Source organism: Kitasatospora sp. NPDC096204 (genome assembly GCF_044763205.1).
GTDB lineage: Bacteria > Actinomycetota > Actinomycetes > Streptomycetales > Streptomycetaceae > Kitasatospora.
In genome coordinates, this window is sequence record NZ_JBIWFT010000022.1 from 52866 (window position 1) to 69160 (window position 16295).

Below are 16295 nucleotides of genomic sequence, written 5' to 3' on the forward strand. Positions count from 1 at the left end.
CCTGTCACGGCCGCAGGCCCTGGACACGCCCGCCCGCCCCGAAGTCAGGACCGCAAGGACCCAGATGCCCCGCTCGAAGAAGTTCCGGCGCGCCCGTCTGATCGTGATCGTGCTGGTCGTGCTGCTGGTGGCCGGCGCCGGCTACGGCGGCTACCGCGGGGTCTCCGCGGTCCGCGCCTCCTTCCCGGAGGTCGACGGCAGCGTCAAGGTGGCCGGCCTGAGCGCGCCCGTCGACGTCAAGCGGGACGCCAACGGCATCCCGCAGCTGTACGCCGACACCAACGAGGACCTGTTCCGCGCCCAGGGCTACGTCCAGGCGCAGGACCGTTTCTGGGAGATGGACGTCCGTCGGCACATCACGGCCGGCCGGCTCTCCGAGATGTTCGGGGACGGCCAGGTCGACACCGACGCCTTCGTCCGCACCATGGGCTGGCGGCAGGTGGCGCAGAAGGAGTTCGACACCAAGCTGTCGCCGGAGACCAAGAAGTACCTCCAGGCCTACTCGGACGGCGTGAACGCCTGGCTCGCGGAGCACCCCGGCGGCGCGAAGGCCTCGCTGGAGTACAGCCTGCTCGGCGTCGTCAACAGCGGCTACCAGCCCGAGCAGTGGTCCCCGGTCGACTCGGTGGCCTGGCTCAAGGCGATGGCCTGGAACCTCTCGGGGAACCTCCAGGAGGAGATCGACCGCTCGCTGCTGGCCCAGGACTTCGGCCCGGACAAGATCGCCGAGCTGTACCCGGACTACCCGTACGCCCGCAACGGCACGATCGTGAAGACCGGCACGGTGGCCGGCGACAACTACCGCCCCGCCGACGGCTCCCCGCAGTCCGGCGCGGCCCCCGGCACCGCCACCGCCCAGGGCGCGGCCACCACCAAGGCGCTGCTGCAGGGCCTGACCGACCGGATCGACGCGATGCCGCAGCTGCTCGGCCGCCCCGGCCAGGGCATCGGCTCCAACTCCTGGGTGGTCGCCGGCTCGCACACCACCACCGGCAAGCCGCTGCTGGCCAACGACCCGCACCTCGGCCCCGGCCTGCCCTCGGTCTGGTACCAGATGGGCCTGCACTGCCGGACCAGCTCCCCGGCCTGCCAGTTCGACGTCTCCGGCTTCACCTTCGCGGGCATGCCCGGCGTGGTGATCGGCCACAACAAGGACATCGCCTGGGGCTTCACCAACCTCGGCGCCGACGTCACCGACCTGTACCTGGAGAAGGTCACCGGCCCGGAGACGTACCAGGTGGACGGCAAGGACGTGAAGTTCGACCTCCGCAAGGAGACCATCAAGGTCGCCGGCGGGGAGGACCGCACCATCACCGTCCGCACCACCCAGACCGGCGCCCCGCTGATCTCCGACCAGAGCAGCGAGCAGCAGAACGTCGGCAAGTACGCCCCCAACGGCCCGTCCGCCCCCGACCGCGGCACCAGCGGCTACGGCGTCGCCCTGCAGTGGACGGCGCTCAGCCCCGGCAAGACCATGGACGCCGTCTTCGAGCTGGACAAGGCGAAGAACTGGGACGAGTTCCGCGCCGCCGCCAAGGACTTCACCGTCCCCGCGCAGAACCTGATCTACGCCGACGCCAAGAACATCGGCTACCAGGCCCCGGGCACCATCCCGGTCCGCGGCAAGGGCGACGGCAGCTACCCCGCGCCGGGCTGGGACTCCACGTACCAGTGGAAGGACCCGATCCCCTTCACCGCGCTGCCCTGGAGCCTCAACCCCTCGGCCGGCTACATCGTCACCGCCAACCAGGCCGTGGTGGACCCGAGCTACAAGTACACCCTGACCAAGGACTGGGAGTACGGCACCCGCGCCAAGGAGATCACCGACCAGATCGAGGGCCTGCTCAAGAACAACGGCAAGATCTCGCCGGACGACATGCAGACCCTCCAGCTGGACAACACCAGCGTGATGGCCAAGACGCTGGTCCCGCTGCTGCTCAAGCAGCCGGTCAGCGACCCGTACGTGCGCGAGGCCCAGGACCTGCTGAAGGACTGGAACTTCCACCAGGACGCCGACTCGGCGGCCGCCGCCTACTACAACGGCGTCTGGCGCCAGCTGCTGACCCTGGCCTTCGGGCAGAAGTTCCCGGCCGACCTGCGGGCCAAGGACAACTGCCTGCTGGTCCGCCAGCAGGACGACCCCACCAAGCCGGACAGCTCCACCAAGATCGTCACCGAGTGCGGCACCCGCGAGCCGGGCAAGGCCCAGCCGGACGGCGGCGACCGCTGGACCGAGGTCGTGCGCCAGCAGCTGGAGAAGCCCGACAGCTCGTGGTGGACGTACATCGACGACCAGCACAAGGAGCAGAAGGGCCTGGACAACCTGCTCCAGGAGGCGATGAAGAACGCCCGCCAGGAGCTGACCTCGCTGCTCAGCAAGGACGTCTCCACCTGGAGCTGGGGCCGCCTGCACAAGCTGGAGCTGCGCGAGCAGACCCTCGGCACCGACGACTCCTCGATCGCCTCCGGCGCGGTGCACAAGCTGCTCAACCGCGGCCCGTACCGGCTCTCCGGCGGCTCGGCGGCGGTCGACGCGGCCGGCTGGAACGCGGCGGCCGGCTACCAGGTGGACTGGATCCCGTCGATGCGCATGGTGGTCGACCTGAACGACCTGGACGCCTCGCGCTGGGTCAACGTCGGCGGCGCCTCCGGCCACGCCTTCCACGACAACTACAACGACCAGACCGACCTCTGGCTCAAGGGCAAACTGCTGACCTGGGCCTACTCGCCGGACGCGGTCGAGAAGGCCACCAAGCACAAGCTGGTGCTGACCACCGGCTGACGTCCTAGCCCGTACGGCCAGTACAGCCCGTACAGCCCGTACGGCCGGTAAAGCCCGTACGGCCCGGCCACCGGCGGCCCCGTTCCCCCGAGGGAGCGGGGCCGCCGCCGTTCCCGCCCACGGCCGCCGGCCTCAGCCGAGCCCGCGCACCCCCGAGGGCAGCACCGCCAGGTCCACCGGCCGGTCGTGCGGCTCGGCCGGCACCCGCTCCAGCAGCTCGTGCTCGTACAGCAGCACCGCCAGCACCGGCCGCACCCCCGCCCGCTCCAGCCGGGCCAGCACCCGGTCGTAACTGCCGCCGCCCCGGCCCAGCCGCAGCCCGGAGCGGTCCACCGCCAGGCCCGGCAGCAGCACCACCGCGGCCTCCGTCACCGCCCGCGGGCCGAGCCGCGGGCCGACCGGCTCCAGCAGTCCGCGCCCGGCCGGGGCCAGCGCGTCGGGGCCCGCGTACTCGGCCCAGTCCAGGTCGTTGTCGGCCAGCAGCACCGGCAGCAGCACCCGCACCCCGCGCGCCCGCAGCGCGTCCAGCAGCGGTCCCGTCCCGGGCTCGGAGCCCACCGAGACGTAGGCGGCCACCGTGTCGCCCGCGGCGGCCAGCTCACCGGCGTGCCGGGCCAGCGCGCCGGCCGCCGCCGAGCGTTCCCCGGCGGCCAGTTCGCGCCGTCGGGCCAACAGCCGTGTCCTCAGGCCGCTCTTCTCGTTGGGCATCCGATCCTCGTTCATCCGATCCTCCTGGCCTGCGCACCGTCGACGCGCAGAGCCTGACACGCGAAGGGGCGCCCCCCATTGACCACCCCGCTGCTGGTCCAGGCCCTGGCCGCACTGAGCGTCCCCGCACTGGCCGGCGCCACCGCCCTCGGACTGCGCGGACGGCGGGAACGGGCCGGGGCCGCCGCCGGGGCGCAGCGGCTGCGCGCGCGGATCGCCGAGCTGGAGGACCGCTGCGACGAACTGGAGCGCACCGCCTCCTGCGACCCGCTCACCGGCGTGTGGAACTACCGCCACCTCCAGCTCACCCTGGACCGCGAGATCGAACGGGCCCGCCGGGCCGAGCACACCGAGCAGGCCGAAGGGCCGCGCCCGCTCGCCGTGCTGATGCTGGCCATCACCGGCTTCGACGCGGTCGTCGCCGAGCACGGCCGGGGCCGGGCGGGCGCGGTGCTGCGCGACCTCGCCCAGCGGCTCGCGATGGAGATCCGCCGGGCCGACACCCTCGGCCGCTACGGCGGCGAGGAGTTCCTGGTGGTGCTGCCGGACACCGGCGCCGAGGGCGCCGCGCAGGTCGCCGAACGGCTGGTCTGGTCGGTGCGCCGGCACCTGCTGCTGGACTGGTCCTCCGGCCCGCGCGAGTCCCGTCCCGCCGCCGGCAACGGCCTGACCGCCGCCGCCGGCATCGCCGTACTGCCCGAGGACGGCACCCACGCGGCCGTCCTGCTGCGCGCCGCCGACGCCGCGCTCACCGCGGCCAGGGCGGCCGGCGGCGACTGCTGGCGGCTGTCGACCCGGCCGTCCGAGGAGTCCGACCGACCCGGCGGCGACCGCCCCGAGCAGGCCACTTGCCCGCCCGGTCACGGAGCGGAGGGCGAAGGTGACCGTTCGGAAAAGGCGGGTAGTCTGTCGGCCTGTGTCGGCGGGGACCTGCTCTCCCAGCCGGTCGTGACCCATACACCAGCCACCGTGGCCGGGCCCCGCGACGCGCTGTCCTAGCCGTCCGACTGCGCTCGGCCGGGCGAAAACGTGCCTGAGTAAGGTAAACGCATGACGACGACCAACTCCCGAGTGCCGGTAACCAAGGCCGTGGTTCCCGCGGCCGGACTGGGCACCCGCTTCCTCCCGGCGACCAAGGCCACCCCGAAGGAGATGCTCCCGGTCGTCGACAAGCCGGCGATCCAGTACGTCGTCGAGGAGGCCTCCGCCGCCGGCCTGTCCGACATACTGATGGTCACCGGGCGCAACAAGCGCGCGCTGGAGGACCACTTCGACCGCGCCTACGAGCTGGAGGAGCTGCTGGTCCGCAAGGGCGACGAGCAGCGCCTGGCCAGGGTCCGGGAGTCCGTCGAGCTGGCCAACATGCACTACGTCCGCCAGGGCGACCCGAAGGGCCTGGGCCACGCCGTCTCCGTCGCCGAGCAGCACGTCGCCGGCCAGCCCTTCGCCGTCCTGCTCGGCGACGACCTGATCGACCCGCGCGACCCGCTGCTCTCCCGGATGATCGAGGTGCAGCAGCAGCTCGGCGGCTCCGTCGTCGCGCTGATGGAGGTCGACCCCTCCCAGATCCACCTCTACGGCTGCGCCGCCGTCAAGGCGAACGGCTTCGGCGAGGACGTCTTCCAGGTGACCGACCTGGTCGAGAAGCCCGAGCCCGGCGAGGCCCCGTCGGCCTACGCCGTGATCGGCCGCTACGTCCTCGACCCGCTGGTCTTCGAGGTGCTGCGGGAGACCCCGCCCGGCCGCGGCGGCGAGATCCAGCTGACCGACGCCCTGCGCGAGCTGACCAACCGCGAGGCCGCGGACGGCGGCCAGGTGCACGGCGTGCTCTTCAAGGGCCGCCGCTACGACACCGGCGACCGCGCCGACTACCTGCGCGCTATCGTCCGTCTGGCCGCCGAACGCGAGGACCTGGGCCCGGAGTTCCGCTCCTGGCTGCGGGAGTTCGTCGACACCGAGATGCAGGACTGACACAGGAACGACCACGACCGAGAGCGAGCCGCCGATGACCGGGTCCACCGAGCACAGCACCATGCCCAGCGCCTGCTGCGACACCGGAACGGACCCGGCCCCGGCGGCCCCGCGGCTCTGGACGGTGGACGAGCACCTCGCCGACGTGCTGGCCGCGGTCGGCCCGCTGCCCGCGATCGAGCTCCGGCTGCTCGACGCCCAGGGCTGCCGGCTCGACGAGGACGTGGTCGCCGACGGCGACCTGCCGCCCTTCGACAACAGCTCGATGGACGGCTACGCGGTCCGCACCGCCGACACCGAGGGCGCCACCGACACCTACCCGTCGGTGCTCTCGGTGGTCGGCGACATCGCCGCCGGCGCCGCCGAGCTGCCGAAGGTCGGCCCCGGCCAGGCCGCCCGGATCATGACCGGCGCCCCGCTGCCGCCCGGCGCCCAGGCCGTCGCCCCGGTCGAGTGGACCGACGGCGGCACCGGCACCGGGGTCGCCGCCGACGCGATGACCGCGCCCGTCCCCGACGAGGAGGTCCGGGTGCTGCGCCCGGTCGCCGCGGGCGCGCACATCCGCCGCCGCGGCAGCGACGTCGCGGCCGGCACCCGGGTGCTGGACGGCGGCACCAGGCTCGGCCCCGCCCAGCTCGGCCTGCTCGCCGCGATCGGCCGGCCGACCGTGAAGGTCCGCCCGCGTCCCCGGGTCGTGGTGCTGTCCACCGGCAGCGAGCTGGTCCAGCCCGGCGAGCCGGTCGGCCCCGGGCAGATCGCCGACTCCAACAGCTTCACCCTCACCGCGGCCGCCCAGGAGGCCGGCGCCATCGCCTACCGGGTCGGCGCCGTCCCGGACGACGCCGACCGGCTGCGCGCCGTCCTGGAGGAGCAGCTCGGCCGGGCCGACCTGATCGTCACCAGCGGCGGGGTCAGCGTCGGCGCGTACGACGTGGTCAAGGAGGTCTTCGAGTCCTACGGCGGCGTCGACTTCCGGCGGCTGCGGATGCAGCCGGGCAAGCCGCAGGGCTTCGGCCGGATCGGCGGCGCGGCCGGGGTGCCGCTGCTCGCCCTGCCCGGCAACCCGGTGAGCGCCTACATCTCCTTCGAGCTCTTCGTCCGCCCGGTCATCCGCACCATGCTCGGCGCCGCCGACGTGCACCGCCCGGTCGTCCGCGCGGTGTGTCCGGCGGCGCTGCGCTCCCCGGCCGGCCGCCGGCAGTTCCTGCGCGGCCGTCACTCGGCGGCGGACGGCACGGTCGAGCCGGTGGGTGGCGCCGGATCGCACCTGGTCGGCGCGCTGGCCCGGGCGAACTGCCTGATCGCCGTCCCCGAGGAGACCACCGAACTGCCCGCCGGCAGCGAGGTCGACGTGGTGTTGCTGGACTCCTGATCGGCCACCAGGACCCGGGAACGGTACGGTAGCGCGGTATTCGACCTGCGCGCCCCTGGAGTTCCCCGTGACGACACCTCCCCCCGGCGACCGCCTCACCCACGTCGACGACCAGGGCGCGGCCCGGATGGTCGACGTCTCCGAGAAGGCCACCACCGCGCGCACCGCCGTGGCGGCCGGCCGGGTGCGGGTCTCCCCGCAGGTGGTCGAGCTGCTGCGCGGCGAGGGCGTGCCCAAGGGCGACGCCCTCGCGGTGGCCAGGATCGCCGGGATCATGGGTGCCAAGAAGACCCCGGACCTGATCCCGCTCTGCCACCCGATCGCGGTCTCCGGCGTCAAGGTCGACCTCGCCGTCGCGGACGACGCGGTCGAGATCACCGCCACCGTGAAGACCGCCGACCGCACCGGCGTCGAGATGGAGGCGCTGACCGCCGTCGCGGTGGCCGGGCTGACCGTCGTCGACATGGTCAAGGCGGTGGACAAGGCCGCCACGATCGAGTCCGTCCGGGTGCTGAGCAAGACCGGTGGCAAGAGCGGCGACTGGTTCGCCCCGGAGGTGGACGCATGACGGCCCCGGCCGGGAGGGCGCTGGCCGTCACCGTGTCGAACCGGGCCGCGGCCGGGGTCTACGAGGACCGGGGCGGCCCGCTGCTGGTGGCCGGACTGACCGCGATGGGCTTCACCGCCGACGGCCCCCGGGTCGTCCCGGACGGCGAGCCGGTGGAGGCCGTGCTGCGCGAGGCCGTCGCGGCCGGCTACGACGTGGTGCTGACCACCGGCGGCACCGGCATCTCGCCGATGGACCTCACTCCCGAGATGACCGCCCGGGTGATCGACCGTCAGGTCCCCGGCATCGCCGAGGCGGTCCGCGCGTACGGCCGGGAGAAGGTGCCGACCTCGGCGCTCTCCCGCGGGCTCGCCGGGCTCGCCGGACGTACCCTGATCGTCAACCTGCCGGGCTCGACCGGCGGCGTCAGGGACGGCCTGGCCGTCCTGGAGCCGCTGCTCGCCCACGCCGTCGACCAGCTCGGCGGCGGGGACCACCCCCGGACCGACGCCCCAGCACCCGGGAGAGCGCACTGAACGCCGGTTGGCCGGTAGAACTCCAGGAGGGGGAGGTCGTGCTGCGCCCGATCCGGGCCCGCGACCAGCGCGAGTGGCAGGAGGTCAGCCGCCGCAACCGGGACTGGTTGCGCCGCTGGGAGGCCACCGTCCCGCCCGGCCCGGCGGGTCGGGTGGCCGGCCCCCGGCCGACGTACCGGCAGATGGTCCGCTTCCTGCGCGGCGAGGCCTCGGCCGGCCGGATGCTGCCCTTCGTCGTGGTCCACAAGGGCCGGCTGGTCGGCCAGTTGACCGTCGGCGGGATCACCTGGGGGTCGATGTGCTCGGCCAACATCGGGTACTGGGTGGACGAGGCGGTGGCCGGCCGCGGCATCATCCCGACCGCCGTGGCGCTTTCGGTGGACCACTGCTTCCGCACGCTCGGGCTGCACCGGATCGAGGTCTGCATCCGTCCGGAGAACGCCCCGAGCCGACGGGTGGTGGAAAAGCTCGGCTTCCGCTCGGAGGGAATCCGTCCGCGCTATCTCCACATCGACGGCGACTGGCGCGACCACCTCGTCTACGCGTTGACCGACGAGGAGGTCCCGGAGGGGATGCTGGAGCGCTGGCGGGCGCTCAGTTCCGGGCGCCGTCGAGGTAATTGAATATATGTTCGAAACAAATATCGATATGGCATCGGAGGGGCACCGGACCCCCACAAACAGCGGCAAAATAGTCGGAGAATCAGCTTGATCACACGACACGCCGTGCCAAATTGCTGCCAGGCCTTCCCCGGCGCCCGTACGGTGTGAATCGTGAGCAGTAGCGGCCTTATCTACGCCGTCATCGTAGGGGCCTGGGCCGCCTATCTGGTGCCGATGTGGCTCCGCAGGCAGGACGAACTCAACGAGGCGCGCCCGACGGAACGCTTCAGCACCGCCATCCGCCTGCTGGCCGGGCGTTCGGCGCTGGAGCGGCGGGCAGCCCGGGCCCTGGGCGACGAACCGCGTGACGACGAGCAGAGCAACGACGGTCCTCCCGAACGGGACGCGACCGCCTCCGGCGACCCCGCGCGGGAGCCCGAACCCCCGGCGCAGCGCCCGGTCGAACGGCCGGCCCCCGAGCCGCGGGCCGGAGTCGAACGCCGGGCGCTGCTGCTGGCCCGCCGGCGGCGGATGGTCACCGCCCTCTTCCTCTCCTTCGCGCTCGGCGCGGTGGTCGCCGCAGTGGCCGGACTGGCCTTCCTCTGGGTCCCGGCCGTCCCGGCGGTCCTCCTCACCGTGTACATCGGCCACCTGCGCAAGCTGGAGCGCCAGCGGTACGAGGTGAAGCTCGACCGGGTCCGGGCCGCCCAGGCGGCCGAGCGGCTGCGCAAGCGCGAGCAGCAGCGCGCCGCGGCCCCGGTGCCCGGCGAGGCCCCGGCCGAGGCCCCCGTCGCCGCGGAGCCGGCCCCGGCCCCGCCCGTCGGGGAGCGCGCCGCGCGCCGTGCGCACCTGCGGCTGGCGGCGGACCCTGAGCAGCCCACCGTCTCGGTGCCCTCCGCCTCCGCGGTGGCGGAGGCGACGGAGCACGAGGAGTGGGTCGACGGCATGCGCGAGCGCGGTGCGGCCGGCCCGGACTCCTGGGAGCCGGTGCCCGTCCCGCTGCCGACCTACGTGACCGCCCCGGTCGCCCCCAGGGTCTCCCGCGGCCTCGACCTGTCGTCCCCCGGCACCTGGACGGCGGGCCGCCCCGCGGAGCCCCGCAAGACCCCGCTGTTCGACCAGTACGCCGAGCCGCAGGCTCCCGAGTCGCGCCCGCGCGCGGCCAACGAATGACCAGGGCCACCCCCCGTCGGCACCGCGAACCGGGGGGTGGTCACGGACCCCCTCCGAAAGGTGCTAGAGTTTCTTCTCGTTGGGGCTGTGGCGCAGTCCGGTAGCGCACCTCGTTCGCATCGAGGGGGTCAGGGGTTCGAATCCCCTCAGCTCCACCCAACGACTGTTCACGAGTTCTGCTCGTGAATGGTCACGAGATCCCGCCTGATCCTTGTGATCGGGCGGGATCTCTGCGTTGTGGGGGCCTGTTCGAGGCGGTATCTGACCCGGTGGGCCCCGGGGTGTGGCATTCGGCGGTCTGCGGCGGCGGTTCGGGGGTGGTCCGAGGTGCGGGAGGCGTGCCGGGGCCGCCGCTGGGCCAGGGACCAACGGCGGCTGGGGGTTGGACTCTTCAGGACTCGGGCGGACGTCTCGTTAGTCGGGCGGTGGGGGAAGTCCGTTGGTGGTGAGTGGGATCGGCGTCAGGCCGTCGTGTTCGGCCTGCTCGCTGTCGCCTGCGGTGGGTTCGGTGCTGTTGCTGCGGGTCCAGTCGTGGAGAATCTGCAGGTTGATCATGCAGATCATCAGGGCGAGCAGGATGCTCTGGGCGACTCGGCCGTGGGCGAGGCGCCTCTTGGGGTCGGCGATGTCGATGCGGTGGCCCTTGGCACGGCCGTTGAGGCCTTCGTTGTGGGCTCGGATCGGCTTGTAGGCGTCGTGCCAGTCGGGGCTGAGGTAGTGCCGGTCCTGGCGGAACTTGTCGAGTTTTCCGAGGTCGCCGGGGTGGACGGTGATCGTCGGCTTGCGGCAGATTCTCGGCAGCTGGGATGCGGGCGGTGGCCGCAGGCGCTCGGCGGGGCTGATCTGGACGGTGGGCTTCGCCGATGCGTGGGCGGCGGTGGAGCGGGCGTTGGTCAGGTCGACGACTGCCGGGGGTTCGGCGTCGGGCCGGTGCAGTCGGTTGAAACGCGGGCAGGAGACTGCCGGGGACGGGCCGGCCGCGGGGCATTGAAGGCGGACGGTGCCGTTCGGGGCGGGGCCCTGTTTGAGTTTGAGGAAGTACGGCTCCCGCGTGGCGAGGCGTTCTTCCAGCTTGTCGTCGAGGTCACGGGCGGCCTTGTCGTCCAGGCCGGTGGTCGCGGTGGCGAGCGCCTCGGGCATGCACGGACAGGCGAGGGTGCCGTCGACGAGCATCGCGCCCAGGTGGGTTCCCTGGACGCCGCGCTATTCCTGTTTGTAGTCGAGGGCGAGCTGGTAGCCGAGCCGCCGTGCGGGCTGCTGGAAGTGCTCGCTTCGCTGGTCGGTGTAGGCACGGTCGGCGGCCAGCAGCCCAATCGGCAGGCCCAGAGGGGACAGGGCGTTCAGCGCGTGGACGGCGTTGGGGCCGACGCGCTTGCCGGGCGTGTCCAGCACCAGGCCGAGGGCGAGCTGGGGGTGCTTGCCGACCCGCCGGCCGGCGTTCGCGCGCCCGGCGGGATGACGACGGCTGGCGGCGACCAGGAGCGTCGCGCTGTGCCCGAAGATCCCTTCATCGCTGCCGCCGCTGAAGTGCCAGCCGGCCGTGGTCTCGACGGACGCGAGCTCTCGCCGGTGGCTGGCCGGGTGGTGCCAGGCCGGCACCGAGGTGGTGTCGACGCCGATGTCTCCGCGCCAGTTCTGCAGGTGGCCCCGGCGCTGAGCGAGTCGGACCGTGATCAGTACGAGGCGGTCGCTGATCTCCTGCAGCAGGGCCCGGCGGCGTACGTGCTCGGCGTCGTCGTCCTCCCAGGCGGCGGCGTACTCGCCGGCCTCGGCCAGCGGCAGGCGGCGCCTGCGATCGCACCGGGCAGGGTCGAGGGCGGTGGTCAGGCGGTCGAAGGACCGGTAGAGGCGGCGGGAGAACGCGATCCGCGCCCAGTCGTCCGTGCGGTCGAAGTCGGGGACGCCGAGCCAGGTGCGGGCGGTGGGGGTGAGCTGGTCGAGCAGGATTCGGCAGGCGTCCGCCAGGCTCGCGCTCGCGTTGTAGTGCAGGGCCAGCAGCAGGCCCACCAGCACCGTGCGGACGGGCAGGCCCTCCGGTCCGGGGCGGCCCTGGAGCTCGCCGTCGATGAGCTCCAGGGCGCCGGAGCGGTGGAGCAGGAAGTCGAGCTGGCCGACTTTCGAGTCCGCGATCTGTGCGGGCGCGTCGGTGACCGGCCGCGGCCGGCAGGGTCTGATCTTCTCGGGATCGCGCCACGAGCGCGGCAGGCTCACGCCGGGCGGCCGCGCAGGAGCCGGGCCGCGGTGGCGTCGTCGAGTGGCGGGACGAAGTGCTGGTAGCGGGCGAGGGAGGCGGCGGAGGCGAGCCCCGCGGCCTTGGCGATCAGGGCGTGGTCGATACGGGCCGTCATGAGGTCGACGATCCAGCTGGCCCGCAGCCTTCCAGCCGACAGTGGTGGCAGCCCGCCGGTGGGCCGGTGCAGCAGCGACCAGCCGCTGATGAGGTTCTTGGCGTAGGGCGCGGTTCTGCGCGGGCGGAACAGGTAGCCGCCGCCCGCCAGTTCGACGATCTCGGCCAGGACGTCCTCCCAGTCGGCACGGGCGACCACGGGAGAGCGAGTGACGCCGGTGTGCACCAGCGGATGCCCGCGGCCCTCACTGCGGAGGTCCGGGCCACGGGTGGCGGCAACTTCCCTGGGCATCAGCCCGCAGCCCGCCCCCAGGGCCATCAGGGCGAGAGCGTCAGTTCGCTGCTGGCCGCGCAGGCGGCCCGCCCAGTGCCACAGCCCCGTCAACTCCTGTGCACTATAGGGTTCTTGCGGGTTTGCGGGCGCGTGAAGCCTGGGCGGGACGGGCTCGCCCCGGTCGGTCCAGGCCAGCGCGTCGCGTACGCGCCGCAGCCAGGTGCGGTAGGTCTGCACCGTGGTCGGCGCGACCGATCCCGCCCGGGACAGGACGTAGGCGTCGATGACCTCGCCCCGCAGCCAGGTGTCCGGATCGCGCGGCAGGCCGCTCGCCTCGGCCCACAGGGCCAGAGCGGATGTGACGTGCAGCAGCCGCTCGACGTCGTAGGGCACCGCCATGACGGTGGCGGCGACGATCGACCGAACCAGCGGCGCGACGTCGTCCCAGGCGGGCTGGGCCTGGCGGGGCCGGTAGCGGGCGATCTTCGCGGAGGTGTCTGGATCAAGGACCACGCTCCACGAATACCGGCTGGTCAAGCAGCCGTCAGGCGATTGATCCACTTCGATGGACAGGATGGTGCGAGTATGGTCGGCGGAAGCGCCCGCGTGCGCCCCCCTCGGGAGCTGACCGAGGATCCGGAAGCCTGGCCCCGTCTGGCCTGCGGGGATGTCGGGGCGGAGGTGGTGCGGGAGATCTCCCGCCGCCTTGCCGAGGCTCTTGCCGCCAAGGGGACGAGCCTGCGTCAGGCCGCTTCCGGATCCGGGGTGAACCGGCAGGCGATCGCCGACCTGCTGGCGGGGAGGTCCTGGCCGGACGTCGCGACCGTCGCCCGCCTGGAGAACTTCCTCGCCGTGCCGCTGTATCCGCACCGCGGCTGAACGCGCATCGCGCATGGTGAACGGCCTTTCCGTCCCCGGGGCAGTGTCCCGGGAACGACGAAATAGGCCACGCACCCCCCGAGGTCAGCGGGCTTCCTCTACGCTCGGGGGTGCGTGAACCACTTGATAGGGCCCACGTGAAGGTTCCGAAGAGGCAGCAACCGCGACGGAACCGGTTCCCTCCTCCCTGCCAGGGGAGGAGGGAACACCTCTATGAAGGGCGCGTCGTCAGGCGGCCCCCTTCGCGTACGGCTCCTCGGCGCGGGCGACAGCGAAGACGCCGGCAGGGCCCTCAACGGCCCTGCCGTTCTTCACCAGCCGCTTGCACATCGAGCGGGTCGTCTCGATCGGCGCCCGGCCTTCATGGCCGCTCACCGGCCGGCCCAGCGCCTCGGTGATGTCCCGCACCCGCATCGGCCGCGCCGCTGTGACCAGGATCTGCAGGATCGCTTGCATCCTCTCCCCGGACCTCGCCCTCCCCGTGCCGCCGTCACGGCCACCACCGGGACCGGACAGCGTTCGGCTCGCGGCCTGCTGGCTTGCGACGGCTGGCCGGCTCGGCGGCCAGGCAGATCCGGATTCGTCGGCCTCCGGCGTCGGCGCGGGGGCGGCCTCGGCCGGATCGGGACCCAGGAATGAATCCGCGGTGCCGTCCGTGATCTCGGCGAGCACCTCCGCCAACTGGTCCCGGGCACCACTGGCCCTTTCCAACTCGGCGTGGACCAGCGCGAGTTCCGCCTCCAGTTCCACTTGCCGCCGTCGCAGCCGATCGGTCTTGGCGCTGTAGAACTCCACGGCGGTCCGAAGCCCCGGAGCCGCAGCGGCCTCATCCGTTCCCACGGATCCCATACGCCCTCCCGAGACGTCCCGGCGCACCAGTGCGACCGCAGACATCGTAGGGAATGCCAGACACGTCAGGCAGGCAAACGCCCAACCATGTCTGGCACTTGGGAGAGAAAGACGCCAGACGACGTAGGTCGGAGTCGGCAACCGTAACCGCCTGATGCCGAGACCAGCGGCCCAGCCCAGGTAGCGACTGCGTCGCTGCGCTGCGGTCTTGGGCCCGGCCCGTCGGGGTTGCCAGGCCGTCGGCCATGGCTTGCCGGCCGGCGGGGCCGTCTGGAGTTTCGCGGGAACACGGCTTGGCCGACCACCCCGGACGGCAGCCCCAGTTCCTCAGCTGCTCGTCTGGCAGCTTCACCCGGCCCCGGAGTGCGGGGCGACCAGCACCCCGGACACCATGTGCTCACCATCCGGCTCCGGGAGGCGCCGTGTCCCATAGGCTGGGGCGATGGAGCACCCCAGTGCAGAGTTCCGACAGCTTCCGGAACGCTATCTTCGCCGGCCGTGGCAGGCATCTGATGGTCTTTCCTCATTCGATGTGGAGACGGCCGAGGCGCGAATCGGCCAAGCCCTCCCCGTATCGCTGCGCAGCTTCTACCTGGCCGCAGGCGCCTGCGTGGAACTGCTGAACGGCTACCACGAGTTCGTGCCGATCGAAGCGCTCTGCACCGAAGACGGGCATCTCGTGTTCGCGCACGAGAACCAGGACGTCGTCTCCTGGGGATTCCGTGTCGAGGACCTCGGAGAACCGGACCCCCAGGTGTGGCAACGCGTGAACGACGGCTCCACCGATCCGCCCTGGTACAGCGAGGAAAAGGCACTCGCCGACTTCCTGGGCGAGATGTTCGACTTCCTCGGCGGCGGCGACGTGACGGCTCCGTAGCCGGTTCCGGGACGGCCTCGCCGCCTTCCGGCTGGTGCCGGTATCCGCGCGGGTACGCCACCCTCACCGAGCCGATCCCCGGCACCGGCGCTGAGCCGGAAACAACAGCTCCGAGGGGGAGACGCATGGACGCGGTACCGACCTTCGTGCGCAGTTACCACCGAGCTCTGGGGCGTGCGTCCATGACCATGCTCGGGTGCGGGCTGCTGCTGTTCGTCCTGGCGGTGACGTACCTCATACCGCACGACACTCACGTGGAATCGGTCCTCAACGGTCGGGGTGTACACGTCCGGGGAGTCGTCACGGAGTGCGTGTCAGCAGGCACCAATGGTGACGGTTCCACCTCTGCCAACTCCCAGTGCCGGGTGCGCTTCGCGGCATCCGACGGACGCACCGTCGAAGCGCAGCTGGCTTACGTGACGAGCGACATCGAGAAGGGCCAGAGCGTCACCGTCGTGTACGACCCGCAGGACACCGGGCTTGTCGCCCTTCCTTCGAGCATCGGCTTCTGGAACACCCTCGTCCGGAACGCGCTGGACTGGCTCGCCCTGGTGGCTTCCGTGGTCATGCTGCTCGCCGGGACCGCGGCTCTCGCCTGGTACCTGCGGCTGCGAGGTCGGATGAGGCGGGCATGAGCGCGACAGCGGCCACGCCGGCCGATGTGGCGCGAGCCCGGTCCGAGATTCCGCTCGGCCTGCCGGCTCCGCTACTGGCCCTGTGGAACGTGAGGGACGGTCTGCTCACCGGAACCGGCGTGGCCGTCTACTCGGCCGGGTGCATCGGCGAACGCAACACCACCCACGAGGTCGGACAGTACGCACCGGGTTTCATCCTCATCGGCGACGACAGCGGCGGCCGCGGGTTCCTCCTGCGTGCCGACGATCCGGACTCCGCCGTGTTCTCCTCCGACCTGGGCGATCTGGATCCCGCGGACTTCGACGTCGAGTCCACGGACTTCGCGTCCTGGATCGAATCGCTCTGATGTCCGTGTCCCTGGCGCGGACAAGCGCCCGCTCGGACCGTCGACCCACCCCGGGCCACCGGCGAGGATGCCGAGCCGGACACAAGTGTCCGGCCGAAGGAGGAGTCGGTCGCCGCTTTCGAGCTGTGGGTGGGCCCAGACGCCACGGTCACCCGGCCGGCGCCCTACCCGTGTGACCCTCGCCACCCGGGTGAAGGCGGGCGGCCGAATCGGGAAGCGATCTTCAGCGGCGTGGGAAGCGATCTCCGCGGGGCCGAAACCGCCCCTGGTCAGCTGTACTCGTGAACGGCCCACCCAACAGATCGACTCCGGTCGGTCGACGAAATCCCGCCGGGAGGCAACTCCCGGCGGGATTTCGTGTTTTGGGCCCCGGGTCCACGGCCGGGGCCGTTTCCA

General features: G+C 72.3%; 17 protein-coding genes and 1 tRNA gene. 13 read left to right on the forward strand and 5 right to left on the reverse strand.

The window, feature by feature from the left end:
• Positions 1-64: 64 nt before the first annotated feature.
• The gene (locus tag ACIQ87_RS23910; protein WP_402409916.1) at positions 65-2782 is read left to right on the forward strand and encodes a penicillin acylase family protein; all 2718 of its coding nucleotides are present in this window, start codon (positions 65-67) and stop codon (positions 2780-2782) included.
• Between the two features lie 132 nt (positions 2783-2914).
• Here ACIQ87_RS23910 and ACIQ87_RS23915 read toward each other — a convergent pair whose 3' ends face one another.
• Complete coding sequence (locus ACIQ87_RS23915) at positions 2915-3505, reverse strand: 5-formyltetrahydrofolate cyclo-ligase (protein ID WP_402409918.1); 591 nt, start codon at positions 3503-3505, stop codon at positions 2915-2917.
• Positions 3506-3568: 63 nt separating this feature from the next.
• Here ACIQ87_RS23915 and ACIQ87_RS23920 point away from each other — a divergent pair, with 63 nt between their 5' ends.
• The 8 genes from ACIQ87_RS23920 to ACIQ87_RS23955 all read left to right on the forward strand — a co-directional run bounded on the left by ACIQ87_RS23920 (position 3569) and on the right by ACIQ87_RS23955 (position 9846).
• Complete coding sequence (locus tag ACIQ87_RS23920; protein WP_402409920.1) at positions 3569-4489, forward strand: GGDEF domain-containing protein; 921 nt, start codon at positions 3569-3571, stop codon at positions 4487-4489.
• Positions 4490-4540: 51 nt separating this feature from the next.
• Positions 4541-5461, forward strand: a complete 921-nt coding sequence (gene galU, locus ACIQ87_RS23925; RefSeq protein ID WP_392874068.1) for a UTP--glucose-1-phosphate uridylyltransferase GalU — start codon at positions 4541-4543, stop codon at positions 5459-5461.
• Between the two features lie 34 nt (positions 5462-5495).
• On the forward strand, positions 5496-6833 hold the full coding sequence (glp, locus tag ACIQ87_RS23930) for a gephyrin-like molybdotransferase Glp (RefSeq protein WP_402409922.1): 1338 nt from the start codon (positions 5496-5498) through the stop codon (positions 6831-6833).
• 127 nt (positions 6834-6960) lie between these two features.
• The gene (gene moaC / locus ACIQ87_RS23935) at positions 6961-7401 is read left to right on the forward strand and encodes a cyclic pyranopterin monophosphate synthase MoaC (protein ID WP_392874286.1); all 441 of its coding nucleotides are present in this window, start codon (positions 6961-6963) and stop codon (positions 7399-7401) included.
• Entirely contained in the window at positions 7398-7916 is a 519-nt protein-coding gene (locus tag ACIQ87_RS23940) for a molybdenum cofactor biosynthesis protein B (protein ID WP_402409924.1), read from the forward strand. The genes moaC and ACIQ87_RS23940 overlap by 4 nt, the downstream gene beginning before the upstream one ends.
• Positions 7913-8539: a GNAT family N-acetyltransferase gene (locus tag ACIQ87_RS23945; RefSeq protein WP_402410039.1), complete on the forward strand. Its 627-nt coding sequence runs from the start codon at positions 7913-7915 to the stop codon at positions 8537-8539. The genes ACIQ87_RS23940 and ACIQ87_RS23945 overlap by 4 nt, the downstream gene beginning before the upstream one ends.
• Positions 8540-8689: 150 nt before the next feature.
• Positions 8690-9691: a hypothetical protein gene (locus ACIQ87_RS23950; RefSeq protein WP_402409926.1), complete on the forward strand. Its 1002-nt coding sequence runs from the start codon at positions 8690-8692 to the stop codon at positions 9689-9691.
• Positions 9692-9772: 81 nt separating this feature from the next.
• Positions 9773-9846, forward strand: a tRNA-Ala gene (locus tag ACIQ87_RS23955).
• 259 nt (positions 9847-10105) lie between these two features.
• On the opposite strand, the gene ACIQ87_RS23960 is transcribed toward ACIQ87_RS23955, so the two are convergent.
• From ACIQ87_RS23960 to ACIQ87_RS23970, 3 genes are read right to left on the reverse strand one after another with little or no spacing between them, the layout of a single operon-like run.
• Positions 10106-10864 carry a hypothetical protein gene (locus tag ACIQ87_RS23960; RefSeq protein WP_402409927.1) on the reverse strand — a complete coding sequence of 253 codons (759 nt, stop codon included), beginning with the start codon at positions 10862-10864 and terminating at the stop codon, positions 10106-10108.
• 30 nt (positions 10865-10894) lie between these two features.
• Positions 10895-11902: a hypothetical protein gene (locus tag ACIQ87_RS23965; protein WP_402409929.1), complete on the reverse strand. Its 1008-nt coding sequence runs from the start codon at positions 11900-11902 to the stop codon at positions 10895-10897.
• The gene (locus ACIQ87_RS23970) at positions 11899-12825 is read right to left on the reverse strand and encodes a hypothetical protein (RefSeq protein WP_402409930.1); all 927 of its coding nucleotides are present in this window, start codon (positions 12823-12825) and stop codon (positions 11899-11901) included. The genes ACIQ87_RS23965 and ACIQ87_RS23970 overlap by 4 nt, the downstream gene beginning before the upstream one ends.
• 93 nt (positions 12826-12918) lie before the next feature.
• On the opposite strand from ACIQ87_RS23970, the gene ACIQ87_RS23975 reads away from it, so the two are divergent.
• The gene (locus ACIQ87_RS23975) at positions 12919-13191 is read left to right on the forward strand and encodes a helix-turn-helix domain-containing protein (protein WP_402409932.1); all 273 of its coding nucleotides are present in this window, start codon (positions 12919-12921) and stop codon (positions 13189-13191) included.
• A gap of 228 nt (positions 13192-13419) precedes the next feature.
• Here ACIQ87_RS23975 and ACIQ87_RS23980 read toward each other — a convergent pair whose 3' ends face one another.
• Complete coding sequence (locus ACIQ87_RS23980) at positions 13420-13986, reverse strand: hypothetical protein (protein ID WP_402409934.1); 567 nt, start codon at positions 13984-13986, stop codon at positions 13420-13422.
• A gap of 496 nt (positions 13987-14482) precedes the next feature.
• Here ACIQ87_RS23980 and ACIQ87_RS23985 point away from each other — a divergent pair, with 496 nt between their 5' ends.
• From ACIQ87_RS23985 to ACIQ87_RS23995, 3 genes are all read left to right on the forward strand, one after another.
• A complete protein-coding gene (locus ACIQ87_RS23985) occupies positions 14483-14917 on the forward strand; it encodes a hypothetical protein (protein WP_402409936.1) in 435 nt (144 codons plus the stop codon).
• Positions 14918-15042: 125 nt separating this feature from the next.
• On the forward strand, positions 15043-15552 hold the full coding sequence (locus tag ACIQ87_RS23990) for a DUF3592 domain-containing protein (RefSeq protein WP_402409938.1): 510 nt from the start codon (positions 15043-15045) through the stop codon (positions 15550-15552).
• Positions 15549-15899 carry a hypothetical protein gene (locus ACIQ87_RS23995; RefSeq protein WP_402409939.1) on the forward strand — a complete coding sequence of 117 codons (351 nt, stop codon included), beginning with the start codon at positions 15549-15551 and terminating at the stop codon, positions 15897-15899. Before ACIQ87_RS23990 ends, ACIQ87_RS23995 begins: the two co-directional genes overlap by 4 nt.
• Positions 15900-16295: the final 396 nt, after the last annotated feature.